Here is a 26775-nt window from a genome sequence, read left to right as displayed (position 1 = left end):
ATTGGCTTGTGATTTCTGTCTCGCCCTTAGATTGAATACCTTTGCGTGAAAACCTTGTTTTATGTCAGTACATTCTATTTTTGATTGTATCATTGTAGGTTCTGGTCCCGCAGGTTATTCTGCTGCCATATACACCGCGCGTGCTGATCTTAAACTTATATTGTATGTAGGTCCCGAACCCGGCGGACAGCTTACCACAACTACTGAAGTAGATAATTATCCAGGATATCCGCAGGGAGTTAGCGGCCCGCAGTTGATGGAAGATTTTAAAAAACAGGCTGAGCGTTTCGGCGCCCTTATCAAGGAACAAACCATTATGAGTGTTGAATTTTCCGGTAAAAAAGGAGGTGTTCATAAATTGTACACCGAAAATCAAGAGCAAATACAGACCAAAGGAGTGATCATCGCTACAGGCGCCAGCGCTAAATATCTTGGCTTGGAAAGTGAAGAACGATTAAAAGGAGCGGGAGTATCCACTTGCGCTACTTGCGATGGTTTTTTTTATAAGGGGAAAGTAGTGGCCGTTATCGGAGGAGGTGATACGGCTCTTGAAGAGGCTATGTATCTTTCGAAACTTTGCAGTAAGGTTTACCTTTTGGTGCGCAAAGGCCAGTTCAAGGCTTCAAAGGCGATGCAACATCGCGCAGAGAGAATCTCTAATTTAGAGATCCATTTTCATCATGAAGTTAAAGAAGTACTTGGTGAAAAATTTGTCGAGGCCATTCGGGTGATTAATAACCAAAACCAGCAGGAAAAAACATTGCCCGTTGACGGGCTTTTTTTAGCTATAGGTCACCATCCCAATACCGATGTCTTTAAGAGACAAATTACTTTAGATTCATCAGGTTATATAATCACTGAAAAAGCAAGCACAAAAACAAATATTCCAGGGGTTTTTGCCGCAGGCGATGTGCAAGATTCGATTTATCGACAGGCCATCACCTCAGCGGGTAGTGGCTGCATGGCAGCGTTGGATCTTGAAAGATACCTCTTGGGTATTAATTAATTATATCATTTTAAATGAATCAAAAGACTTCAAACGCCTTGGATTATATAGCGCTGGAAGAAAAATACGGAGCTTATAATTACCACCCTATGCCTGTCGTCCTGGAAAAAGGCGAAGGTGTTTTCGTATGGGATGTGGAGGGTAAGTGGTATTATGATTTTTTATCATCTTATTCATCTGTAAATCAATGGAATTCTCATCCTGAGATCATCAACGCCCTAAAAGAACAGGCTAAAAAGATTACGCTTACGTCCCTGGATTTTTATAACCATCAAATCAGTGTTTATGAAAAGCGCATTACTGAGCATTTTGGATTTGATAAGGTTCTTCCTATGAATACCGGTGCTGAGGCTGTAGAGATCTCTTTAAAGCTCTGTAGAAAATGGGGCTACGAGAAAAAAAATATATGTGGTAATCAGTCACTTATTATTGTGTGTAAAAATAATTTTCACGGTCGTACCTCGGGGATTATATCATTTTCATCCGATTCGCAAGCTTATGCGCATTATGGTCCTTATATGCCCGGTTTTTTAAGCATTCCCTATGATGACTCGAGAGCCTTAGAAGAAGCATTAGGGCGCTATCCAAATGTAGCGGGTTTTCTTTTAGAACCCATACAAGGAGAAGCGGGTGTAATAGTTCCTCAGTCAGGTTATCTAAAAGAATGTCAACGCTTATGTAAAGCGGATAATGTATTGCTCATCGCCGATGAGGTACAGACCGGAATAGGGCATACTGGAAAAATGCTGGCTTGTGATTACGAAGGCATACAAGTTGATGTATTGATTCTTGGGAAGACTTTATCAGGAGGGGTATATCCTATTTCCGAAGCATTGGCCAAAGTATTGGCCAATGATGCTATTATGGAAGTGATTCGCCCTGGCCAACACGGCTCTACTTTTGGAGGAAATTCGCTGGCATGCGCTGTAGCCTTAACTGCGCTTAACGTGATTGAAAAAGAACAACTAGCGGAAAATGCAAGAATTTTGGACGAGTTCTTTCGGGAAGAAATGCAAAAGTTTATTCAGGAGTATTCTATTATTAAAAGTGTTCGCGGTAAAGGTCTTTTGAACGCTTTGGTGGTCAATTCTCCTGAAGAGAGTGAACTGGCGTGGAAAATTTGTCTTGATCTTAAACTTAAAGGTCTTTTGGCTAAGCCCATGCATAGCAATATTATACATCTGGCGCCTCCTTTGACTATTACTAAAGCGCAACTTATAGAATGTGCTTATCTATTTTTAAAAGCAGTTTTTTAAAATTCTAACTGTAGATATTTCTTACTCTTTATGAATCAATCCGTATTTATATTCACTACAGATCCCGACAGCGGAAAATTCTTAGTTACCCTCGGGATTATGCAGGCGATCATGAAAAAAACCGTGCGTGTGGCTTTTTTTCGACCTATTATTGAACAGTTCAGCCATAGCCAAAAAGATGATCATATCACTACGGTATTAGATCATTTTCAGCTGATTATGCAATATGAAGAGGCTTATGGGTTTAAACGTGATGAGGCCGTTGCATTATACAATGCAGGCAAAAAAAACAGACTTTTTGATCAAATTTTCAGTAAGTATAAAAAGCTCGAGGAGCGTTTTGATTTTGTGGTAGTAGAAGGACCTGATTTCTTTAATGAGAGTAGTTCATTTGACTTTGATCTTAATAATTCGGTAGCCAAAAATCTTCATTTACCTGTGATTCTGGTAGTTAACGGTGAGAAAAAAACAGCTGATGCACTTGCTGATCATGTGCTTATAGAACAAGAGAGCATAGAGAGAAACGTGATTATGATAGTAGTGAATAAAACGCATATTTCCACTAAAGAAATCAATAAATATTTAAAAAACAGACTGCCTTCAGAAATAATTTTGGTCACTATTCCACCTGAACCTTTGTTGAGCAAACCTACCCTTAGAGAGTTAAAAAACGAACTTAAGGCAAGCCTTATCACAGGTAAAGCCGAGGATTTGAATAAAATAGCGATGACCTCTATCATAGGGGCTATGCAGCTAAGTCATTATCTTACACGAATTGAGGAGGATTCTCTGGTGATTACTTCCGGAGATCGAGCCGATTTAATTTGCGCTACTATATTGGCCAACGCTTCCGTTACTTATGCGCATGTAGCAGGTATCCTTCTTACCGGCGGGACTTTTCCTGAAGAGAACCTACTAAAACTCATGAAAGGCTTCCTCCATGCTGTTCCTATTTTAGCAGTTGACACAGATACTTTTGAAACTACGCAAAGAGTGGCTAGTATCAAGCCCCGAATTTATCCTGATAATATCATTAAGATACAACGGAGCATTAATCTTTTTGAAGAATACGTCAACAGTCCTTTGATCGAGAAAAAAATTGCCGCTTTCCAGTCCTCTTCTATCACGCTTCATATGTTCCGGTACAATTTACTAAAAAAGAGCAGGGAAGCGCAAAAACATATCGTTCTTCCAGAAGGTCTGGAAGAGCGCATTTTGCGTGCCGCTTCGCTTTTTACCAGTGAGAAACTTGGAAACATCACCCTTTTAGGCTCTCCTAAAAAAATCCTTAGTGAATTCAATCGTCTCGGACTTCCCTGGGATGAGGATCGTATTTCGCTTACAGATCCCTCTGTCGCGCTTTGTAATGAAGATTTTTCAAATACTTTATTCCAGTTAAGAAAGGAAAAAGGCCTGCAATACGATCAGGCTTACGATCTTATGCTGGATGTCTCTTATTTTGGTACTATGATGGTCTATAAAGGTTTGGCTGATGGAATGGTTTCGGGCGCTGTACACACCACAGCGCATACTATTCGTCCAGCTCTTCAGTTTATTAAAACAAGTCCGGGCGTTAAGACGATTTCTTCGGTTTTCTTTATGCTTTTAAACGATCGTGTACTCGTTTATGGGGATTGCGCTATAGTGCCTGATCCTGATCCTGAACAACTAGCTGATATTACCATTGCTTCTGCCAAAACCGCTCAGAATTTTGGCATAGACCCAAAAATCGCTTTGCTTTCCTATTCTTCAGGAAATTCCGGTTCAGGCCAACATGTGGACAAAGTAAGAAAAGCGGTTGAAATAGTTAAAAGCAGAACCCCCCAGTTGCTTATAGAAGGCCCCATACAATATGATGCAGCTGTTGATCCTGTTGTGGGAAAGCAAAAAATGCCTGATTCTTCCGTAGCTGGCCAGGCCAATGTGTTGATATTTCCAGATCTCAATACAGGTAATAACACCTACAAGGCAGTGCAGCGCGAGACCAAAACTCTGGCTATAGGCCCTGTTTTACAGGGTCTTAAAAAACCTGTAAACGATTTAAGTCGCGGTGCAACTGTTGAAGATATTTACAATACCATTATTATTACATCTATACAAGCAGCACGTTCATGAAGATACTAATCATCAATTCTGGAAGCTCCTCTGTTAAATATCAGCTCATTAAGATGCCTGAAAAAAAAGTTCTCGCTAGGGGACTTATAGGGCGCATCGGCATAGATGGAGGATATATTAACCAGTATATAAAAGAGAAATCCTGGCAAGAGCTTAAAAGTCCTTTTCAGGTAAGAGATCATCGCGAAGCTCTTGAAAAGATTTACGATTTGCTTTCAGATCCTCTACTGGGAGGAGGGGTCATCAAAGAGCTTTCTGAAATTTCAGCTATCGGCCACAGAGTAGTGCATGGCGGAAATACCCTTACCGCCACTGTAGAGATCACCAAAGAAGTAAAAGATGAAATCCGCGCGGTCTTTCCCTTGGCGCCTTTGCATAACCCTGCCAATCTTATGGGAATAGAAGTGGCTCAGGAGGTATTTCCTAGAGCAAGAGAGTTTGCGGTTTTTGATACTGCTTTTCACCATAGTATATCGCAAAGAGTTCATCGTTATGCTTTGCCTGAAGTCTTTTATAAAGAACAACATGTGCGTGTTTACGGATTTCATGGTATCAGTCATCAATATGTCTCTCGCATGGCGCTTTCCCATCTGCAAAATCCACAGGCGAAAATCATCACTTTGCATCTTGGCAACGGGGCCAGTATGGCCGCCATTAAAAATGGAGTTTCTGTTGATACCAGCATGGGTTTTGGACCCAACAGTGGTTTAATTATGGGCACACGAAGTGGAGATCTGGATCCCACAGTTCTTTTCTATCTCTTAGGCAAGGGCTATAAGATTGAAAATCTTTCTGAAATTCTCAACAAGGAAAGTGGTATGCTGGCCCTTTCAGGAAAAAGCGATATGCGCGATATAAGTCAAGCTTATGAAAATAAAGATCCCAAAGCCCGTTTATCCTATGAAATGTACGCTTATCGCATTAAAAAATATATAGGTGCCTATACTGCTATTATGAATGGCCTTGACGCGATTGTCTTTACAGGAGGTGTAGGTGAAAACGATACTCTGGTGCGTGCTATGATCTGCGCTGATATGGAATTTACGGGTCTTATCCTTGATAAGAGTAAAAATGAGACTCAAGAACAAGGCCTTAGAGAATTACAAACCTCTGAGAGTCGCGCGAAAATATTGACCCTTCCTACCGATGAAGAAATGGAAATAGCCAGAGAAGTCTCTACTTTTCTATAAATATACATTATTTCAGTTATGTATCTGATTTTTGATACAGAAACCACCGGGTTGCCAAAGAACTATAACGCACCCTTTTACGATACAGAGAATTGGCCTCGTATGGTCCAGCTCGCTTGGCAGCTTCATGAAGTTTCAGGTGGGCTTATCGAAGCAAAAAACTTCATTATTCAACCTGAAGGTTTCGATATCCCATTTAACGCGATTAAAATCCATGGCATTACTACCGAAAGAGCGCAAAAAGAAGGACATCCTTTGCAAAAGGTATTGCAGATCTTTTACACGGCACTTTCAAAAAGTCACTTCCTTATAGGTCATAACATAGGTTTTGATATTAATATAGTAGGATGTGAGTTCTTTCGCAGTGGCCACTCATCGACTTTACTCGAGAAAAAATTTATCGATACCAAAGATGAAGCGCTTGATTACTGCGCGCTTCCTGGTGGAATAGGTGGAAAATTCAAATGGCCCACCCTTACTGAGCTTCATCAAAAGCTCTTTGGCGTTTCCTTTTCCGCAGCGCATAATGCCTCGGCCGATGTAGAAGCTACCGCACGCTGCTTTCTTGAACTCCTTCGTTTAGGTATTGTTTCGCCAGAGAAATTTGGTATGGATATCTCTGCCGTTGAGAAATTCAAAAAAAGACATACCACCCCGATCCAACCTATAGGAATAAATATTACGCAGGAAAAAACTATCGACCATCAAAAAAGATCTCAAGAGCTCAAGTCTGAAAAAGCCGAAGTAGAGAAAAGAGGTTCACAAAGGAAATTTGCGCACTTGCACAATCATACAGCTTTTTCTATTCTCTCGGCCACCACTGATATTTCCTCCTTAGTAGCGCGCGCTTTGCAATGGAATATGCCTGCGGTAGGTATGACTGATTCAGGGAATATGATGGGTGCTTTTTATTTCTTAAATGCCATAGAAACTGCCAATGCACGTAGAGCGCAAAGCGATACAAATGAAAATCATCTCACACCTCCCCTTAAGGGGGTTGTTGGTTGTGAGGTTTTTCTATCAGAGGACTATCTTCAAAAGAAGTTTACCAAGGACCAGCCGGATCGGCGTTATAAACAAGTGTTGCTGGCAAAAAATAAAAAAGGCTATCAAAACTTAGCTAGGCTTTGCTCGGAAGGCTATATCAAAGGATACTACGCGGGCTATCCAAGAGTGGGTAAAGATCTTGTTGCAACCTACAAAGAAGATTTAATCGCTCTTACAGGTGATCTAAGCGCCGAAATTCCATATACCATCCTCAACGGGGGAGAGCGCCAAGCTGAAGAAGTTTTTAAATGGTGGCATAAACTTTTTAAAGAGGATTTTTATGTAGAACTCCTTCGCCATGGCCTAGAAGAAGAGGATCATGTAAATGAAGTCTTGCTTAGATTCGCTCGAAAATATGGCGTAAAGTACATTCCGCAGAACAATAGTTTCTATTTAGAGAAAAAAGATGCCAATGCCCATGATATATTACTCTGTGTACGCGATGGTGAAAAACAATCCACTCCTATAGGACTAGAACGTGGAAGGGGATATCGTTTTGGATTTAGTAATCAGGAATTCTATTTCAAAAGTACCGATGAGATGCTCGCGCGTTTTTCCGATGTTCCGAAGGCTTTTGATTACCTGGAAGAGTTGATTGGAAAAATCAATACTTACTCGCTCAATCGAGAAGTTCTTTTGCCAGAATTTAAAATTCCCGAGAATTTCATAAATCCTTTGGAGGCTAAGGGTGGTAAAAAACGTGGGGAAAATGCTTATTTACGCCATCTGGCCTGTGAAGGTGCTAAAAAGCGTTACGGAGCGATCGATGAGACTTTGAAAGAACGTCTGGATTTCGAGCTAAAAACTATAGAAAAAACAGGTTATCCGGGCTATTTTCTTATCGTTCAGGACTTCGTGGCACAGGCTGAAAAAATGGGCGTATCTGCAGGGCCAGGCCGCGGATCGGTAGCAGGTTCTCTTGTGGCTTATTGTACGGGTATTACGCATATTGATCCCATTAAATACGATCTTCTTTTTGAGCGCTTCTTAAACCCAGATCGCATCTCCTTGCCCGATATCGATATGGATTTTGACGACCGTGGCCGTGATCGCATCATAGAATGGGTAGTAGATAAATATGGGAGTAATCAGGTAGCACAGATCATCACCTATGGTAGTATGGCCGCTAAGTCAGCTATACGTGATACCGCTCGGGCGCTTGACCTTCCGTTGGCTGAGGCTGATCGGCTGGCTAAAATGATGCCCAATCTATCATTAAAAAAGCTCTTATCGGCTAGTCACGCTCAACTTTATGAAAATCTTAGCGGGGAGGATCTTGAGAATGCTTTAAAACTTCAGGAACTCTCCAAAAAGGAAAGTCCTGAAGGAGTGGTTTTGCAACAGGCAAGCATACTTGAAGGATCAGTGCGCAACACCGGAGTACATGCCTGTGGGGTGATTATCACACCTTATGATATCACCGAGCATATTCCTATGGCTATTTCGAAAGATTCAGATTTGTTACTTACGCAATTTGATAACAACGTGGTCGAGAGCGCCGGTTTGCTTAAGATGGACTTTTTGGGACTCAAAACCCTTACCATTATTAAAGATGCCATAGAACTTATTGAGAAACAGCATAGAATAAAACTTCTGGCGGATCAAATTCCTTTAGATGATGAAAAAACCTATGCTCTTTTTCAGAGAGGGGATACCATAGCGGTTTTTCAGTACGAATCACCAGGTATGCAACGCTATATGCGTCAGCTCAAACCCGATACCTTTGATGATCTTATCGCAATGAACGCTCTTTACCGTCCGGGTCCTTTGCAATATATTCCCAATTTTATTGCACGTAAGCATGGAGAGGAGCCCATTGTCTATGATCTGCCTGAGATGGAGGAATTTCTAAGCAATACCTACGGCATTACAGTTTATCAAGAGCAGGTTATGTTGCTGGCGCAAAAACTCGCTGGCTTTGGAAAAGGTGAGGCCGACATACTTCGAAAAGCCATGGGTAAAAAGCAGAAGCATGTGCTCGATAAGATGAAGAATCAATTCATCGAAGGTGCCACTGAACGTGGATATCCTCAAAAAGTTCTTGAGAAAATCTGGCATGACTGGGAAGCTTTCGCTTCGTACGCTTTTAATAAATCTCACTCCACCTGTTATGCTTACCTGGCTTTTCAGACGGCTTATCTCAAAGCTCATTACCCCGCGGAGTACATGGCAGCTGTATTGAGCAATAATATGAACAATATTAAAGAGGTTACTTTCTTTATGGAAGAGTGTAGGCGTATGAACGTTTCGGTGCTAGGTCCAGATATTAATGAAAGTCAGTCTACTTTTTCAGTGAATGAACAAGGCGCTATTCGTTTTGGTATGGAAGCTGTCAAAGGCGTTGGAGAGGCAGCTGTGGAGACCATTTTAAGTGAACGCACAAAAAATGGTCCTTATCTTTCGATTTTTGATTTGGTTAAACGTGTGGATTTGCGTACGGCTAATAAAAAAGCGATGGAATCCCTTGCGCTCTCAGGTGCTTTTGACGAGTTTAAAAACATTCATCGTGCGCAGTATTTCCATGAGGAAAACAGCTTAACCACTCTTGAAAAAATTCTTCGCTTTGGGGCAAGATATCAAGAAAATAAGAAGTGCCCTCAGGCTTCACTTTTCGGGGAAACCATTGAAACGGCTCTTATGAAGCCTTCGCTTTCTGATTGTGCGCCCTGGCCGAGTATTGTAAAGCTCTCTAAAGAGAAGGAGGTTGTGGGCGTTTATATCAGCGCACATCCTTTGGATGATTATCGCCATGAAGTGCTCGCTATAAAAGGGGTTTCTTTAGAAGAGTTTAGTCGTAATGAAGCACAATGGATAGGCAAAGAACTTCATCTTTACGGTATCATCACGCGCGCCGAAAATAAAACGGCCTTAAAAAGCGGAAACCGCTATGGGGTATTCACTTTAGAAGATTATCAGGGAATGCGTGAATTTCGAATCTTCGGGGAGTCTTATATGAAATTTTCTCACTTATTAGTGCCTAATACCTTTGTGGATTTAAAAATTTCGCTCGATCGTTGGAAAGGTGGAGAAGTTCGTATAAATTTTCTGCAGATCCAATTGCTTTGCGAGGTACTTGAACATCTTAATAAAGGTCTTCATCTAGAAATCAACCTTCAGGAGTTAAGCAGTGAAATGATTACTCATATCGAGTATACGATTTCAAAATATAAAGGCCCTGGAAAGCTTAAGGTAATGGTATTGGATCATATAGAAAAGCTTTGTTTGGGGATGCACTCGCGGGGATATGGCGTTCGCCTTGAAAGAAATTTACTTTTGGATCTGGAAAAAATTCCCGGTCTTGACTTTCATCTTAAATAGGCTTTTCCTTTAAATATTTCTTAAATTTGCACGCGGTAATAAAAGAAAGTGTGCTTATGAACTCTTTAACGTATAAAAACACAGACACATACTCAAGTGTCAAATTAGCAAGCGCTTTTTTTTGAAGATGAAAATAGAAATCAGGATTGCTCATGCCGACGATGTAGGCCAAGCTTTATCTATTTGTCGGCAAATCGAGGAGTCTGCCAGGATTCGAAAAACAGGCATTGCCAAAAGAGATCCTGAATATATCAAGAAAAAAATGGTCGACGGCAATGCCGTCATTGCTCTTTGTAATGGCCAAATCGCCGGATTTAGCTATATAGAGACCTTTCAAGGACAAGAGTTTGTTGCCAATTCAGGAATGATTGTATTTCCTGAATTTCGTCAGCATGGCATAGCTAAATTGATTAAATCTGAAATTTTCAGGCTCTCGCGTGAAAAATTTCCAAAAGCTAAAATATTTAGCATTACCACCAGCGCTCCGGTATTAAATATGAATATGGCGCTGGGTTTTAAGACCGTAAATTTTAAGCATCTTACCCAATCTGAAGATTTTTGGAAAGGCTGTAAAAGTTGCTCTAATTATGATATACTTACCCGAAATCAAAGAAAGATGTGTTTATGTAGTGGGTTATTATATGACCCTAACGAAAAAAAGCCTAAGAATAAGCTGCTTTTCGGAGACAAGATTTTACTCGCTTACAGCGGCGGCCTAGATACTTCTTATTGTTTAAAATACCTTATAAATCAAGGCTATGAAGTCCATACCGCTATTGTCAATACAGGTGGTTTTAATCAGCAAGAGCTGCGCGATATTGAGCAAAAAGCCTATGCCGTAGGGGCAAAATCTCATCGCAGTATAGAGGCAAAAAAAGATTATTACAAGCGTTGTATTAAGTACCTTATCTTTGGTAATGTACTGCGAAACAATACTTATCCTTTATCAGTGAGTGCCGAGCGAATTTTTCAGGCAATTAAAATTGCTGAGCATGCTAATGATATCGATGCCCGAGCCATAGGACATGGAAGTACAGGAGCAGGAAACGATCAGGTACGTTTTGATCTGGCCTTTCAGATAGTATGTCCCGATAAGCTTATTATTAGTCCCATAAGGGATATGAAGCTCTCGCGAAAAGAAGAGATGGATTATCTTAAAGATCAGGGAGTCGATATCTCTTGGGAAAGAGCGCGATATTCCATTAACAAAGGGCTATGGGGTACCAGTGTCGGAGGAGCCGAAACCCTTAGCTCCGATAGGGCTTTGCCCGAGGCTTCCTATCCAAGGGTCTTGATGGAAAAAGAGCCCAGGAAAATTCAGCTTGAATTTAATAAAGGAGAATTCGTTGCTCTTGACGGAAAAAGAGCCGATCCGGTGGAGAATATCGTCGCGCTTGAGGAAATCGCTTCGCGATTCGCTATAGGGCGTGATATTCATGTGGGCGATACCTTAATCGGCATCAAAGGACGTGTTGGTTTTGAGGCAGCCTCGGCTATGATCATCCTCAAAGCGCATCATCTTTTGGAAAAACATGTACTCAGCAAATGGCAGCTTTACTGGAAGGAACAACTAGGCAATTGGTACGGAATGCTTTTGCACGAGGCGCAATATTTAGATCCGGTAATGCGCGATATCGAAGCTTTTTTAACAAAATCCCAAGAACGTGTCAGCGGGCAGGTAGGCGTGCATTTGCATCCTTTTCGTTTTGAACTCACAGGTATTGAATCCGCTTTTGATATGATGTGCTCGCAAGCTGCCCAATATGGTGAAACCAATCGGGCTTGGAGTGCCGAAGAGGCTAAAGGATTTATAAAAATATTTGGCAATCAAATGAAGATTTATCACTCACTTACTCCACCTAATAGTGATTAAAGTAGGGATACTCGGAGGCGCCGGCTATACCGGGGGAGAGCTCCTGCGTCTTTTATTGCAACATCCCCATGTACAGATTCAAAGCTTGGTGAGCAGTACGCAGGCTGGAAGAGCTGCCTCTTTCATTCACAGAGATCTCATCGGTGATATCGAGTTGCGATTTACAGAGCAGTTGGATCCAACCGTAGAATTGGTTTTTCTCTGTTTAGGACATGGGAATTCTAAAAAAGCGCTGGATAAGATTCCCAAAACAGCTTACATCATTGACCTGAGCAATGATTTCAGGCTTTGTAAAAACGCTCGTAGTGCAGAGAGGAATTTCGTTTATGGCCTGCCGGAGTTACAGATTGATGTCATTAAAAAGGCAAAAAATATAGCGAATCCAGGCTGTTTTGCCACAGCCATAGAGCTAGCCTTATTGCCGCTGGCCAGAGCAGGATGTCTTAAAGAGGACATTCACATCAGCGCGCTTACAGGCTCGACCGGCGCCGGTCGAGATTTAAGTGAGACCGGGCACTTCAGCCGGCGTGCTCATAACGCTTCTACCTATAAGCTTTTTACCCATCAGCATTTGGATGAAATCCGAGAGAGCTTACTTAGTTTACAAGAAGGCTTTTCGAGTGAACTCTTTTTTGTTCCTTACCGGGGTAATTTTACTCGTGGCATTCTAGCTACGATCTATACGCGCTGTGAGCTTTCTCTTAAGGAAGCTAGATTACTTTATGAAGATTTTTATAAAACCCATCCTTTTACACATCTTTCTGAAGATCCTTTAGAGCTTAAGCAAGTGGTAAACACTAATAAATGTTTGCTGCATTTAACTAAAGAAAAAGGGTGTTTGATTGTAAGCAGTGTCTTGGATAATCTCTTAAAAGGTGCCTCAGGACAAGCGGTTCAGAATTTCAATCTTATGTACTGCTACGATGAGATGACTGCCTTATATCTCAAGCCCCTTGCGTTTTAAAGTTAACAAAATGAATTTATTAGACGTTTACCCCACTTTGCCCATAGAACTTATTAGAGGACGGGGTGCACTGATTTTTGACAAAGATGAAAAGGAGTATCTTGATTTTTACGGCGGACATGCCGTAATTTCTATAGGACACAGTCATCCACACTATGTTAAAGCTTTAAATGAGCAAATAGAGCATATCGGATTTTATTCCAACGCTATTAAAATTCCTAAACAGCAGGAGCTTGCTGAAGAATTGGGCAAGATTTCCGGCTACGAAGCCTACAACTTGTTTTTGTGCAACTCAGGAGCTGAAGCAGTAGAAAATGCGTTAAAGATCGCATCTTTTCATAATAAAAAAAAGAAAGTCATCGCTTTTAAAGGAGCTTTTCACGGACGTACCAGCGGAGCGGTGGCTATTACGGATAGCCCCAGGATCATCACCCCTTTTAACGATGCGCATGAGCGGGTTCTTTTAGAACATCATGACTTTGATAAAATTGAAAAGGAGTTAAAAAAAGGCGATGTATGTGCAGTTATTGTAGAGGGAATTCAAGGAGTGGCCGGCATCGTTGATCCAGGTATCGAGTTCTTTCGTTTTCTTAAAGAGTGCTGCCGTAAATACGATACGATCCTCATTCTGGACGAGATTCAAAGCGGTTATGGACGTAGTGGAGACTTTTTCGCTCATCAGCTAGCTGGCATCCGCCCGGATCTGATCACCGTAGCCAAGGGCATGGGCAATGGATTTCCTATGGGAGGTGTCTTGATTACTCCTGATCTTAAGGCTTTTCATGGCATGTTGGGCACAACTTTTGGCGGAAATTACTTAGCTTGCGTAGCCGGATTAGCCGTTTTGCAGGTCATAAAAAAAGAGCATCTTATAGAGAATTCCAAAAAAATTGGTCAGATACTTATAAAAGGCTTGCGAGAGATACCCCAGATCAAAGCCATAAGCGGCCGCGGTTTGATGTTAGGCTTGCGCTTTGAGTTTGCCATAAGCTCACTAAAAAATATTCTGTTAAGCAGAGAAAGAATTTTTGTCGGTACCGCAACGGATCCTCATATTTTACGTCTTTTACCTCCCCTTAACCTCTCGAGAGTTCAGGCAGAAGATTTTATTAAAAAATTGAAAAAAGCTTTAGTTTATTTTGAACATGAATAATCCCCTAGCGCGTTTTCTTCTTCAGGATGGGACCGAGTATAACGGTTATCATTTTGGAGCACCCTTATCAGCCGCCGGGGAGGCGGTTTTCAGTACGGCGATGACAGGTTATACTGAAAGTCTTACCGATCCTTCTTACAAAGGGCAGCTTTTGGTATACACTTATCCCCTTATCGGCAATTACGGAATACCCTCAGAGCGAAAACTTGAGAATATCGATGAATTTTATGAATCAAATAAAATTCATATCAACGCTTTAATCATTTCGGATTATTCACATGATCCTTACCACTGGAATATGGCTTATAAGCTTTCTCATTGGCTTAAAAAAAACAATGTCCCAGGAATCTATGGAATAGACACTCGCACGCTCACTCAAAAGCTTCGTGAGCAAGGCACGATGCTCGGAAAGATCATCGTTAATAACGATATCCCTTTTTATGATCCCAATATAGAGAATTTGGCAGCTCAAGTGTGTATAGTCGATAAAACCGTTTATGGAAATGGAAAGTATAAAGTGCTTCTTGTGGATTGCGGGGTGAAAAACAATATTTTACGCTGTTTGCTTAGAAGAAATTGCACGATAACACGTGTTCCCTGGGATTACGATTTTACTTGTGAAATCTACGATGGTCTTTTTCTTTCTAATGGACCTGGTAATCCAAAGACCTATCAAAAAACTATTAAGCATGTGCAGTACGCCCTTACAGAGGATCGCCCCATTTTTGGTATTTGCTTAGGCAATCAGTTGCTGGGATTAGCCGCAGGGGGCGATACGTATAAGTTAAAATATGGCCACCGCAGCCATAACCAACCTGTTTTACTTAAAGGAAGCGAACGGGCTTATATCACTTCCCAAAATCACAGCTATGTCTTGAATGAAAAAAGTCTGCCCCCGGTCTGGAATGTACTCTTTAAGAATCTAAACGATGGTTCTTGCGAGGGCTTGTTACATGAGTCTAAACCTTTTTTCTCCGCTCAATTTCATCCCGAAGCTTCAGGAGGTCCCGCGGATACGGAATTTTTGTTCGATTGGTTTATAGAACGTATGGAAAAATATAAAGCTAAGACTCCGCATTAATGAAAAAAGTTATTATCATAGGCTCCGGCGCTCTGAAAATCGGCGAAGCCGGAGAATTCGATTACTCGGGAACCCAAGCCCTTAAAGCTCTCAAAGAGGAGGGTATAGAAACTGTTTTAGTGAACCCCAATATCGCAACGGTGCAAACCTCTGAGGGAGTAGCTGATAAAATCTATTTTTTGCCTATTCTCCCTGAATTTATAGAGAAAGTCATCCAAAAAGAAAAACCTCAAGGCATACTACTTGCCTTTGGTGGCCAGAGCGCGCTCAACTGCGGTGTGGCACTCTTTAAAAGTGGCGTTTTTAAAAAGTATGGCCTTAAGGTATTAGGCACCTCTGTAGAGTCGATTATTGCTAGTGAAGACCGTGATATTTTTCGTGCCAGACTCGATAGTTTACAGATAAAAACCGCGCGTAGCAGAGCGGTAAGATCAATTCAAGACGCTTTTGTCGCAGCTCAAGAAATCGGATTTCCCTTAATTATCCGCGCCGCTTATGCCCTGGGGGGACTCGGAAGTGGATTTGCTGGTAATCAAAAGGAACTCAAAGAACTGGCGGAAAAAGCCCTGGTACATTCTTCTCAAATTCTTATCGAAGAATCCTTAAAAGGCTGGAAAGAGATCGAATATGAGGTAGTGCGCGATTGTTATGATAACTGTATTACGGTTTGCAATATGGAAAATTTCGATCCCATAGGCATACACACCGGAGAGAGTATAGTAGTAGCTCCCTCGCAAACCCTTACCAATAGCGAATATCAGAAGCTTCGCGGGCTTTCTATGGCCATTGCGAGAAGCTTCAGCATCACGGGAGAGTGCAATGTGCAGTTTGCCTTATCTACAGATTCAGAAGATTACCGGGTGATTGAAATCAATGCGAGGCTTTCGCGCTCTAGCGCCCTGGCCTCGAAAGCCACAGGTTATCCTTTAGCCTTCATAGCGGCGAAGTTGGCCCTTGGCTATGGCTTGCATGAGTTGAAAAATACTGTTAATCAAACTACTTCGGCTTTTTTTGAACCCGCACTCGATTATGTTGTTTGCAAATTACCGCGTTGGGATCTGAAGAAATTCTACGGAGTATCGAATAAGATCGGCAGCAGCATGAAAAGCGTAGGAGAGGTCATGGCCATCGGAGGATCTTTTGAAGAAGCTCTTCAGAAAGGTCTGCGTATGCTCGATATCGGCCTGGAAGGCTTTACGCATCTCAAAGGAAGGAAATCTTTAGAGAAAGAAATGCTAGAAGAGAGGTTGCAAAAACCTACCGATCGGCGAATAGAAGCCTTAGAGGAAGCTTTTGATGAGCATTATACGGTAGAAAAGCTCTATGAATTAACCCGAATCGATCCCTGGTTTCTTTGCAAATTGCGCAATATTCATCAAACCAAAGAGCTTTTAAGTCAATACACAACTTCCGCTCAAATACCCAGAGAACTATTGTATCTGGCCAAAAAGCAAGGTTTCTCAGATCTGCAGATCGCCCAAATCCTTAATTCCCAAGATAATTCAAAATCCATGGCCCATCTTCTTCGTCTACAAAGAAAGGCCCTGGGTATACTCCCGTACGTTCGTCAGATCGATACTCTGGCTGCTGAATATCCAGCGAAAACCAATTATTTATATATGACTTATCACGCCTCACGTCATGATATTAACTATGAGAAGGATGGTCAGTCAGTAGTGGTTTTAGGGTCAGGGGTATACCGGATAGGAAGCAGCGTAGAGTTTGACTGGTGTTGCGTAAATGCTTTAAAAACGCTACGCAAAGAAGATTATCGATCGGTAATGATCAATTGCAATCCTGAAACCGTCAGTACGGACTTTGATGAATGCGATCGCCTGTATTTTGAGGAAATCAGCTTGGAGCGCGTTTTGGATATTCTCGAGCTCGAAGATCCCAAGGGAACCATTGTGTCTATGGGAGGGCAGATTCCTAATAGTTTAGCGCTGAAATTGCATAAAAATGACCAAAGGCTCCTGGGAAGCTCAGCGCTTTCCATAGATGGCGTGGAGGATCGTTATAAGTTTTCTAAAGTATTAGATGAGCTTAGAATACGACAGCCGCGCTGGAGAGAGCTCTCAACAATAGATGCCATCTGTGATTTTATAGATCAAGTAGGTTATCCTGTATTGATTCGACCCTCTTATGTCTTATCAGGCGCAGCTATGAATGTAGTGTCTCATTCGGAAGAGCTGGCGCACTATCTGAAAGAAGCAGTGGCGCTTTCTCTAGAGCATCCGGTAGTGGTGAGTGAATTTATTGAAAATGCCAAGGAAATCGAACTCGATGCTGTAGCTTATCAGGGAGAGATTCTCTATCACGCGATCTCGGAACATGTGGAGTTTGCTGGTGTGCATTCAGGGGATGCCACTTTAGTATATCCTCCCCAAAATATTTATCTCTCTACTTTAAAGCAAGTAGAGCGCACCGCGCGTAAGATCGCCAAACATTTTGAAATCTCAGGTCCTTTTAACATTCAATTTCTTTCAAAAAACAACCGCCTTCAGGTAATTGAATGCAATCTTCGAGCCTCAAGAAGTTTTCCTTTTGTTTCTAAGGTATCGGGATTTAATATGATTCAACTCGCCACTGAGGTAATGTTAGGAAAAATACCCTATGAACAACGTGAATCGGATTTTTTTACCTTAAATCATATAGGTATTAAAGCCTCACAATTTTCTTTTTCAAGACTTCAAGGCGCCGATCCGGTTCTTGGTGTGGATATGGCCTCTACCGGTGAGGTAGGTACCATGGGAAAAAACTTCGACGAAGCCCTTATCAAATCCATGTTAGCAGTGGGTTATGTCCTACCTGAGAAAAATATATTAATCTCAGGCGGACCTTTATCTTCGAAACTCGATCTTTTAGAAGCAGTTAAACTTTTATCTGCTAAAGATTATTGTCTCTTTGCTACAGAAGGCACTCATGAGTTTCTTAAGAAGCATAATGTGCCTTCTGTTTATTTAAATTGGCCCGATAGAGAATGTTCTCCGAATGTGTTGGATTATATCCGTCAGAGGAAATTAGATTTGATCATCAATATTCCGAAAAATCTGAGCAAGTCTGAACTGGATAACGATTACACCATTCGGCGAGCGGCGGTGGATTTTAATATACCGCTTTTAACCAATGCGCGTTTGGCTCGCGCTTTTGTACGCGCTTTTTGCGAGGGGGCTTCTGAGAATTTGGCCATAACGGAGTGGAAAGATTATTTTTTAGAAAATTTAAACGAATGAAACGATTCTTTAGCGTAGCGGATGTACCCGATGTGCCTGATTTGGTAAAAGAAGCCCTTTTGCTTAAAAAAGATCCCTATGGTCAGTTTATTGGAAATAATAAAACGATCGGTCTGGTATTTTTTAATCCGAGCTTGCGCACGCGCCTGAGCAGTCAGAAAGCTGCTTTTCATTTAGGCTGTGATCTTTGGGTTTTAAATATCGATCATGATTCCTGGAAAATTGAGATGAGCGACGGTACGATGATGGAAAATACCCAGGAGCATATCAAAGAAGCTATCGAAGTGATAGGTCTTTATTGCGATATTTTGGGCGTGCGCACCTTTCCCGGACTTAAAAACAAGCAGAACGATTACCAGGAGGTCTTGTTTAAAAAAATAGAGCGTTACTCTCGCGTGCCCGTGGTAAGTTTAGAGAGCGCTACTCGCCATCCTTTGCAATCTTTGGCCGATGCCATGACTATTGAAGAGTTGCGTCCTTCTCAAAAGCCAATCAAAGTAGTATTGAGTTGGGCGCCTCATCCAAAGGCTTTGCCGCATTCGGTTCCCAATTCTTTTTTGGAATGGATTTCTAAGCTCAGAAATACGGATCTTATCATAACTCATCCCAAGGGTTATGAACTGGATAAAGAATTCGCTAAAGATCTTCACATTACTTATGATCAAGAGGAAGCTTTCAGAGAGGCGGATTTTATTTACGCGAAAAACTGGAGCGCTTATAACGATTATGGGCAAATCCTCTGCAAAGATAGTCGCTGGATGATCACCTCTAAAAAAATGGCGCTTACAAATCATGCCAAATTTATGCATTGCCTTCCTGTAAGGAGAAATATAGTGGTGGAAGATGCAGTTTTGGATGCTGACACTTCTGTAGTTTTGCAACAGGCTCAGAATCGTATATTCGCCGCTCAGGCAGTTTTTAAAAGGATGCTAATTAATAAATGCCATGCTGCATATCGTTAAGATAGGTGGTCAAATTATCGATGATAGTCATCTATTGAGCGTAGCCCTTGAGAGTTTTTACGCTTTAAAGGGTAATAAAATTCTCATACACGGTGGAGGGAGCGCTGCGAGCAGACTCTCGGAAAAGATAGGAATACAGCCGAAAATAATAGAAGGGCGTCGTATTACCGATGCCCAGACCCTTGATATTGTAGTGATGACCTACGCAGGTCTTATCAATAAGACCCTAGTGGCAAAGCTACAAGCGATGGGCTGTAATGCCCTGGGTCTTTCCGGAGCTGATGCTAATTTGATATGCGCTACCCAAAGAGTATCGAAAGTTATAAATTACGGATGCGTAGGTGATCTTAATGAGAACAGCGTTAACAAAGCGGCTCTTAAAGAGCTCACAAACTCAGACTTCATACCGGTGTTTTGCGCTATCACTCATGATGGAAAGGGCACTTTGTTAAATACCAACGCCGATACTGTCGCTTGCACTCTGGCAATTGCCTTAGCTGAAAAAGAGAAAGTGTGTCTGCATTATTGTTTTGAGAAAAAAGGAGTATTAAAAAATCCTAAGGAGGAAAATTCTTATTTTAAAAAAATAGTTTTTTCAGAATTTCAAAGACTCAAGCAAGGGAAAGTTATCAGCCAGGGGATGATTCCAAAATTGCAAAACGCTTTTGAGGCCTTAAATAAAGGAGTTTATCAAGTAAGTATAGGTCATCCGACTTTTCTAAATCACCCGAAAGAGAAAACTATCTTATGCCTGTAGATCTATCGCAACTCAAAACTCGCTCGATAGAGTGGCTGAAACAACTCATTCAAACACCTTCCTTATCCAGAGAAGAGCACAAAACCGCCGAGCTTTTAATGAGCTTTTTATCTGAATACAATATTCAGGTTAAGCGCAAATACAATAACATATGGACCGAGAGCTATAATCATCCCAAAGGAGCTCGAAAGATTCTGCTGAACTCCCATCATGATACGGTTAAGCCGGGTGAGAATTGGCTAAATGATCCTTTTAAAGCTTTGATTGAAGAAGATCGTATTACAGGACTGGGATCTAACGATGCAGGTGCTTCTGTTGTAGCCCTTATGGTCGCTTTTATTTACCTGCAGCAATTGCCTGAATTGTCTTATAAGTTGATTCTTTCCCTCACGGCTGAAGAAGAAATATCAGGGGAAAGGGGAATCAAATCCCTGTTTTCTGAACTTGGAAAAATTGATTTAGGTATCGTAGGGGAACCTACGGGCATGCATGTGGCCATAGCTGAAAAAGGCGTTATCGTATTGGATTGTTACGCTTATGGAAAAACAGGTCATGCCGCCAGAGAAGAGGGTCTGAATGCGCTCTATATCGCCTTGGAAGATATCGCCTGGATACGGAACTCTCGCTTTGAGAAGATATCTGAACTATTGGGTCCCATGAAACTCACCGTCACTCAAATACAGGCAGGCATTCAGCACAATGTAGTGCCTGATACGTGTAGGTATGTAGTGGACATTCGAACTAATGAGTTATATCGCAATGAAGAAGTAGTGGATTATATTCGAAAGAATATACAATCTGAAATTATGCCGCGCTCTTATCACTTAAATTCCTCGAGAATTTCTAAAGCGCATCCTATTGTGCAAAAAGCCCTGTCGATAGGAAGAAAAACTTATGGCTCTCCGACGCTCTCTGATCAAAGTCTCATGAGCTTTGACACCATTAAAATGGGAGTGGGGGAGAGTTCGCGCTCTCATACCCCTAATGAATTTGTATTATACTCGGAAATCATGAGCGGTATAGATATTTACATAAACTTATTGAAATATTTTTCCTTTTAAAGATTTCATCTTCTTTTTAATGGCACGTGTTTTGTCTTAAATCTGAACGGCAAAGAATTAAATCAATAATTATGGCAAAAGAAGTAACAGATAAAGACTTTGAATCACTTGTTCTTAAATCAGATAAACCCGTTTTGGTTGATTTTTGGGCGCCTTGGTGTGGTCCATGCAGAGCTTTGTCGCCTGTTATAGACGAAATTTCAAAAGAATATGATGGAAAAGCTTTGATAGTTAAGGTAAATGTAGATGACAATCCCGAAACATCTTCCACCTATGGCATCCGAAGCATTCCTACTTTGATTTTTTTCAAAGGCGGAGAAGAAAAAGATCGAAAGGTGGGCGCGGCTTCAAAAAAGGATCTAAAAAAGCAGCTTGATAAGCTGATGGTCTAGATATTTTCAAAAAACTTTTATTTTCTCTTGAAAATTTAGCGAAACATTGTATATTCGCACCCTCAAAAAGGTCCGGTAGTTCAGCTGGTTAGAATACGTGCCTGTCACGCACGGGGTCGCGGGTTCGAGTCCCGTCCGGACCGCTATAGATAGTATCCTTTTATTGTTTAGACAGATGTAAAACTCTTTTATTCAAATCAAGTGATTTTCACAAGAATGGCTATTATCAACGCACTGCTGCTTTGCCGTTTGCATATACTAAAGAAAATTTAAAATGGAAGGAAAAGCACAGTACTTTCGATCAAATCAATGATATAGATTTTACAGACATACTTTTGTTATCCTTACCGGATCGAATATTGTCAGGGACAAGTACTTTTCTCAAAACCTTAGAAATATAATTAGAAGACAAGCGTTTAGGAATTGTTGGAATTATTAAAAGAATGCTTCAAATCACGATATAGAGATTTGTAGTCTTGCCGAGGAATAGAGAAGAAATAGGTAAAAATAAGAGCGCTACTTTTTTAATGAAAAAATTAAATTTTATATAAATTCGATAGAAAATAATAATCTTTATGATTATTATAAAATATATTTTATAATTTTTTTAAAATGTTTATGTAATCCTAAAACGATGAGTTTTAATCCTTACGAACCTCTGTTATTTCAGTTTTCGGACTTCTTTATTTATTTAATCTTTGACGATTATATACCCGTATCTATCCTACGGGATAGGTGGTAACAAATCTATATTTGGGATCTCTTCTTACGAAAATCCCGTCGTTAAGTAATTTAACACTTTTTAAAAACCTTTTCATCATATTCGTCATAATGTTTATAAATAGAATCATATTAAAAATACAATTATAATTAACGAAAGTATAATATTTCACAAAATATCCTTTCTTTTAAGTGAAATTACTTAATCGGATAGTTTTTAGTAAAAATCCCATATCAGGGATTTTTACTTCGCTTTAAATATCAGGAAGGCTTTCGAAAGACAATTCCTTTTTCTTTAAAATAATCGGTTAATAAAACGCTTCCGTCGGAAATCTTCCCGGCCAGCATTTCTTTAGAGAGTTCATTAAGTACCTTATGTTGAATAACACGCTTAAGAGGACGTGCGCCAAAATAAGGATCGTAACCTTTTTCACTCAGATATTTTATAGCTTCTACACTCGTTTCCATTGTGATGTCTTTTTGCGCTAGAAGTTTCGTAAGTGATTTGAGTTGCAAGCGCACGATATCAGAAATTTCTTCTTTAGTGAGCGGACTGAAAAGAATGATTTCATCTATACGGTTAATAAATTCCGGACGTATGGTTTTCTTAAGCAGTGCTAAAAGATCTTTCTTTATTACTTCTAATTTTTTATCATCCTTTTGATAATCTATACTCTCAAAGTGCTCATGGATCATTTCAGACCCTATATTAGAGGTCATAATAATGATAGAATTCTTAAAATTTACTCTTCTTCCTTTGTTATCTGTGAGCCGTCCATCATCGAGCACTTGTAAAAGTATATTGAAAGCATCGCCATGCGCTTTTTCAATTTCATCGAGCAAAATTACGCAATAGGGTCGACGTCGCACGGCCTCGGTAAGTTGCCCACCCTCCTCGTAACCTACATAACCTGGAGGTGCGCCGATGAGACGACTCACCGTGTGACGCTCTTGATACTCACTCATATCGATGCGTATCATATTATTTTCATCATCAAAAAGATATTCCGCCAGAGCTTTGGCAAGCTCTGTTTTTCCCACACCGGTGGTGCCCAAAAAAAGAAAAGAACCTATAGGGCGTTTTTTATCCTGAAGTCCTGCGCGTGCGCGTCGAATAGCATCGCAAACGGCTTCTATAGCCGTTTGCTGACCTATTACTCTTTTATGCAATTCGTCCTCTAAATTCAGGAGCTTTTCTCGCTCGCTCTGCAGCATACTGCTTACAGGGATACCAGTCCAATGAGAGACGACTTCAGCGATTTCTTCACGTGTAACTTCTTCTTGAATCATCTTTTTCCCCTGATTTTTTTGACGCAACTGCTCTTCAAGGTTATTTACTCTTTTTTCTTCTTCTTTTATTCTACCATACCTTAGCTCAGCCACTTTTCCATAATCTCCGGAGCGTTCGGCTTGCTCGGCCTCTATTTTAAAACCTTCGATTGTTTCTTTGGTCTTCTGAATACCCTCTACAAGCTCTTTTTCATGTTGCCATTGCGCATTGAGCTCTTTGCGTTCTTCATTGAGTTGCGCTAAGTCTTCCTTAAGAAAAACCATCTGCTTTTCGTCATTTTCACGTTTAATCGCCTCTATTTGAATCTCGAGTTGCATGATTTTACGATCCAGGATATCAAGGATTTCAGGTTTAGAGTTGATTTCCATACGAAGTTTAGAAGCAGCCTCATCCATAAGATCTATAGCTTTATCAGGAAGAAAACGATCGCTGATATAACGTTGCGAGAGCTCCACGGCAGCAATGATCGCCTCGTCTTTAATACGTACTTTATGATGTGTTTCATATCTTTCCCGAATCCCTCTGAGAATAGAAATGGCTGATTCGGCGTCCGGCTCATCTACATATACTTGCTGGAATCTACGTTCTAAAGCTTTATCTTTTTCAAAATATTTCTGATATTCACTCAAAGTAGTGGCTCCTATAGCACGCAATTCTCCACGAGCCAGAGCGGGCTTAAGAATATTAGCCGCGTCCATGGCGCCTTCCCCTGAGCCGGCGCCTACCAAAGTATGAATCTCATCAATGAAAAGTATGACATTACCTACAGACTGAGTAACTTCCTTGATTACAGATTTTAAACGTTCCTCAAATTCTCCTTTATATTTCGCGCCCGCGATCAAAGCCCCCATATCCAGGGAAAAAACCTGTTTGTCTTTCAGATTTTCAGGTATATCTCCATTGATAATGCGATGGGCTAAACCTTCAGCGATAGCAGTTTTTCCAACCCCGGGCTCTCCGATAAGAATGGGATTGTTTTTAGTGCGACGCGAGAGGATTTGTAACACACGACGAATCTCCTCATCGCGTCCGATCACTGGATCAAGTTTGCTTTCCCGAGCTGATTTGTTCAGATTTTTAGCATATTTTTCCAAGGCATTGTAAGTGAACTCTGAAGTTTGTGATTGAATTGGACCGTTTTTTTGACGGATCTCTTTTATAAGTTTTTCAAAATTTTTCTCGGTAACGCCTTGATCTTTCAAGAGCTGAGCTACGTTATCGCCGGCCTGAAAAATCGCACACAAAAGATGTTCCACAGAGATGAAATCGTCTTTGGTTTTTTCCGATAAGACCTGAGCCTGGTTCAGTGTCTGCAGGCTTTTTGAGCTTAAATGCTGACTGATATCTCCGCTTACACGGGGAAGACTATTTAGCAAGCGATCAAGCCCTTGCTCGATATTTTTAGGATTTACCTGAAGTTTTTTTAATAAAAAAGGAGTCAGATTATTATCTGTATCTAAAATGCCTTTAAAGAGATGCGCATTTTCAATCGTTTGATGACTTAGCCGCTGGGCAATGCTCTGAGCTCTTTGCAAGGCTTCTTGCGATTTTATCGTGAGTTTATTGAGATTCATAAGAATTATCTGTTTTTGTTAATCAACATATTGCGATAAAAAACAGTCAAAACCAATTCCAGAGGTGTATTTGAGAAAATAATATGACAAAATGTCATAATAGATCAAAAGTGCTTATAAAATATCTTATCACTAAGTTTGAACCACTCCCATAGTAAAGCGCTCTGTAATGGGTGAATGTTGAGCTGCTTCAATGCCTATGCTAATCCATAGGCGTGTTTGCAGAGGGTCAATGATGGCATCGCTCCACAATCGGGCAGCGGCGTAGTAAGGAGAAGTTTGCTTTTGATAAGCCTGTTGAATATCCTTCAATTGTTTTTCATCAGATATTTTGTTATTAAAAGACCTTGATTTTCCATGAGCGTTTTGCATTTGTAAAAGCACCTGAGTAGCTTGCGCTTCTCCCATAACAGCCAGTTTCGAAGAAGGCCATGAAAAGATCAAACGTGGATCATAGGCTTTTCCGCACATAGCGTAATTACCTGCTCCATAGGAATTTCCTATCATTATTGTAAACTTAGGAACTACCGAATTGGCTACAGCGTTGACCATTTTAGCGCCGTCTTTAATAATACCGCCTTGTTCAGCACGTGAACCTACCATAAAACCCGTAACATCTTGTAAAAAAACAAGGGGAATTTTTTTCTGATTGCAATTGGCAATAAAGCGTGCTGCTTTGTCAGCTGAATCGGAATAGATCACTCCGCCAAATTGTATTTCTCCTTTTTTATTTTTGACCAGTTTGCGCTGATTAGCTATAATACCTACAGCCCATCCCTCTATACGCGCATAAGAGCAGATGAGAGTTTTACCATACAAGGCCTTATATTCTTCATATGCGCTATTATCCACCAAACGTTCAATAATTTCACGCATATCATAAGGTTCTACACGACTTTCAGGCAAGATACCGTAGATCTCTTCTGCAGGTTTAAGCGGAGGCAAGGGAACTGCTCTGTCAAAGCCCGCTTTTTCTCGGGCTCCTGTTTTTTCCATAAGATTTCTAATCTTATCAAGAGCCTCTTTGTCATCTTTGGTCTTATAGTCGGCTACTCCCGATATTTCACAATGGGTAGTAGCGCCTCCAAGGCTTTCATTGTCTATGGTTTCCCCTATAGCGGCTTTAACCAGGTAAGAACCTGCCAGAAAGATATTAGCCGTCTTATCAACGATAATCAACTCATCGCTCATCACAGGCAGATAAGCGCCGCCGGCGACACAGCTTCCCATAACCGCTGCGATTTGCAAGATTCCAAGAGCGCTCATACGGGCGTTATTGCGAAAAATGCGTCCGAAATGTTCTTTATCGGCAAAGATATCTGCCTGTAAGGGCAGGTAAACTCCGGCGCTGTCCACCAGATAGATGATGGGTAATAGATTTTCCATAGCGATTTCCTGTGCGCGCAGATTTTTTTTTGCGGTCATAGGAAACCAAGCACCGGCTTTTACGGTAGCGTCATTAGCTACTACCAGACAAAGGCGCCCGCTTACATAGCCCATCTTTACAATAACGCCCCCTGAGGGGCAACCTCCTTGTTGAGCATACATTTCATAAGCGCACAGGGCTCCTATTTCTATAGAAGGTTTATTGTTATCGAGCAAATAATCAGTACGAGCTCGGGCGGACATCTTTCCTTTGGCTCGCTGCTTTTGAGCTTTCTCCTGCCCTCCGCCCTCATAAACCTTTTTAAGACGATTGTTAAGTTCTAAAATAAGGGATTTATAATTGGTTTTTCTTTCTCTAAATAATGAATTCATTAATAATCTTAAATATATGTTTTA

16 protein-coding genes and 1 tRNA gene are annotated in these 26775 nt (G+C 41.0%); 15 read left to right on the top strand and 2 right to left on the bottom strand.

Annotated elements, in window-relative coordinates; all coding sequences use genetic code 11:
* Positions 1–61 precede the first annotated feature (61 nt).
* From trxB to CS842_RS01625, 15 genes are all read left to right on the top strand, one after another.
* Positions 62–1006, top strand: a complete 945-nt coding sequence (gene trxB / locus CS842_RS01695; protein WP_103327175.1) for a thioredoxin-disulfide reductase — start codon at positions 62–64, stop codon at positions 1004–1006.
* Positions 1007–1020: 14 nt separating this feature from the next.
* On the top strand, positions 1021–2262 hold the full coding sequence (gene rocD / locus CS842_RS01690; RefSeq protein WP_103327173.1) for an ornithine--oxo-acid transaminase: 1242 nt from the start codon (positions 1021–1023) through the stop codon (positions 2260–2262).
* Between the two features lie 30 nt (positions 2263–2292).
* A complete protein-coding gene (pta, locus tag CS842_RS01685; protein ID WP_103327171.1) occupies positions 2293–4377 on the top strand; it encodes a phosphate acetyltransferase in 2085 nt (694 codons plus the stop codon).
* Positions 4374–5567, top strand: a complete 1194-nt coding sequence (locus CS842_RS01680; protein ID WP_103327169.1) for an acetate/propionate family kinase — start codon at positions 4374–4376, stop codon at positions 5565–5567. The genes pta and CS842_RS01680 overlap by 4 nt, the downstream gene beginning before the upstream one ends.
* Before the next feature lie 18 nt (positions 5568–5585).
* Positions 5586–9932, top strand: coding sequence for a DNA polymerase III subunit alpha (dnaE, locus tag CS842_RS01675; RefSeq protein ID WP_103327167.1), 4347 nt, complete (start codon positions 5586–5588; stop codon positions 9930–9932).
* Positions 9933–10059: 127 nt separating this feature from the next.
* On the top strand, positions 10060–11805 hold the full coding sequence (locus CS842_RS01670; protein ID WP_103327165.1) for an argininosuccinate synthase domain-containing protein: 1746 nt from the start codon (positions 10060–10062) through the stop codon (positions 11803–11805).
* Complete coding sequence (gene argC, locus CS842_RS01665) at positions 11798–12769, top strand: N-acetyl-gamma-glutamyl-phosphate reductase (RefSeq protein ID WP_103327163.1); 972 nt, start codon at positions 11798–11800, stop codon at positions 12767–12769. Before CS842_RS01670 ends, argC begins: the two co-directional genes overlap by 8 nt.
* Before the next feature lie 10 nt (positions 12770–12779).
* On the top strand, positions 12780–13922 hold the full coding sequence (locus CS842_RS01660; RefSeq protein WP_103328002.1) for an aspartate aminotransferase family protein: 1143 nt from the start codon (positions 12780–12782) through the stop codon (positions 13920–13922).
* Entirely contained in the window at positions 13915–15003 is a 1089-nt protein-coding gene (gene carA, locus CS842_RS01655) for a glutamine-hydrolyzing carbamoyl-phosphate synthase small subunit (protein ID WP_103327161.1), read from the top strand. The genes CS842_RS01660 and carA overlap by 8 nt, the downstream gene beginning before the upstream one ends.
* A complete protein-coding gene (gene carB, locus CS842_RS01650; RefSeq protein WP_103327159.1) occupies positions 15003–18236 on the top strand; it encodes a carbamoyl-phosphate synthase (glutamine-hydrolyzing) large subunit in 3234 nt (1077 codons plus the stop codon). Before carA ends, carB begins: the two co-directional genes overlap by 1 nt.
* Positions 18233–19198, top strand: coding sequence for an N-acetylornithine carbamoyltransferase (locus tag CS842_RS01645; RefSeq protein WP_103327158.1), 966 nt, complete (start codon positions 18233–18235; stop codon positions 19196–19198). Before carB ends, CS842_RS01645 begins: the two co-directional genes overlap by 4 nt.
* Entirely contained in the window at positions 19182–19955 is a 774-nt protein-coding gene (gene argB, locus CS842_RS01640) for an acetylglutamate kinase (protein WP_103327156.1), read from the top strand. The genes CS842_RS01645 and argB overlap by 17 nt, the downstream gene beginning before the upstream one ends.
* On the top strand, positions 19946–21016 hold the full coding sequence (locus CS842_RS01635) for a M20 family metallo-hydrolase (RefSeq protein WP_103327154.1): 1071 nt from the start codon (positions 19946–19948) through the stop codon (positions 21014–21016). The genes argB and CS842_RS01635 overlap by 10 nt, the downstream gene beginning before the upstream one ends.
* A 26-nt stretch (positions 21017–21042) precedes the next feature.
* Positions 21043–21408 carry a thioredoxin gene (trxA, locus tag CS842_RS01630; protein WP_322746656.1) on the top strand — a complete coding sequence of 122 codons (366 nt, stop codon included), beginning with the start codon at positions 21043–21045 and terminating at the stop codon, positions 21406–21408.
* A gap of 69 nt (positions 21409–21477) precedes the next feature.
* A tRNA-Asp gene (locus tag CS842_RS01625) sits at positions 21478–21551 on the top strand.
* A gap of 838 nt (positions 21552–22389) precedes the next feature.
* Here CS842_RS01625 and clpB read toward each other — a convergent pair.
* A complete protein-coding gene (clpB, locus tag CS842_RS01620) occupies positions 22390–24993 on the bottom strand; it encodes an ATP-dependent chaperone ClpB (RefSeq protein ID WP_103327150.1) in 2604 nt (867 codons plus the stop codon).
* A gap of 132 nt (positions 24994–25125) precedes the next feature.
* Positions 25126–26751 carry an acyl-CoA carboxylase subunit beta gene (locus CS842_RS01615; protein WP_103327148.1) on the bottom strand — a complete coding sequence of 542 codons (1626 nt, stop codon included), beginning with the start codon at positions 26749–26751 and terminating at the stop codon, positions 25126–25128.
* Positions 26752–26775: the final 24 nt, after the last annotated feature.

This window comes from Bacteroidetes bacterium endosymbiont of Geopemphigus sp. (assembly GCF_002904345.1).
Lineage (GTDB): Bacteria > Bacteroidota > Bacteroidia > Flavobacteriales > Blattabacteriaceae > GSPS2-BC2016.
Note: the sequence above shows the minus strand (reverse complement) of the source record. Positions and strands in the feature narration are given on the sequence as shown.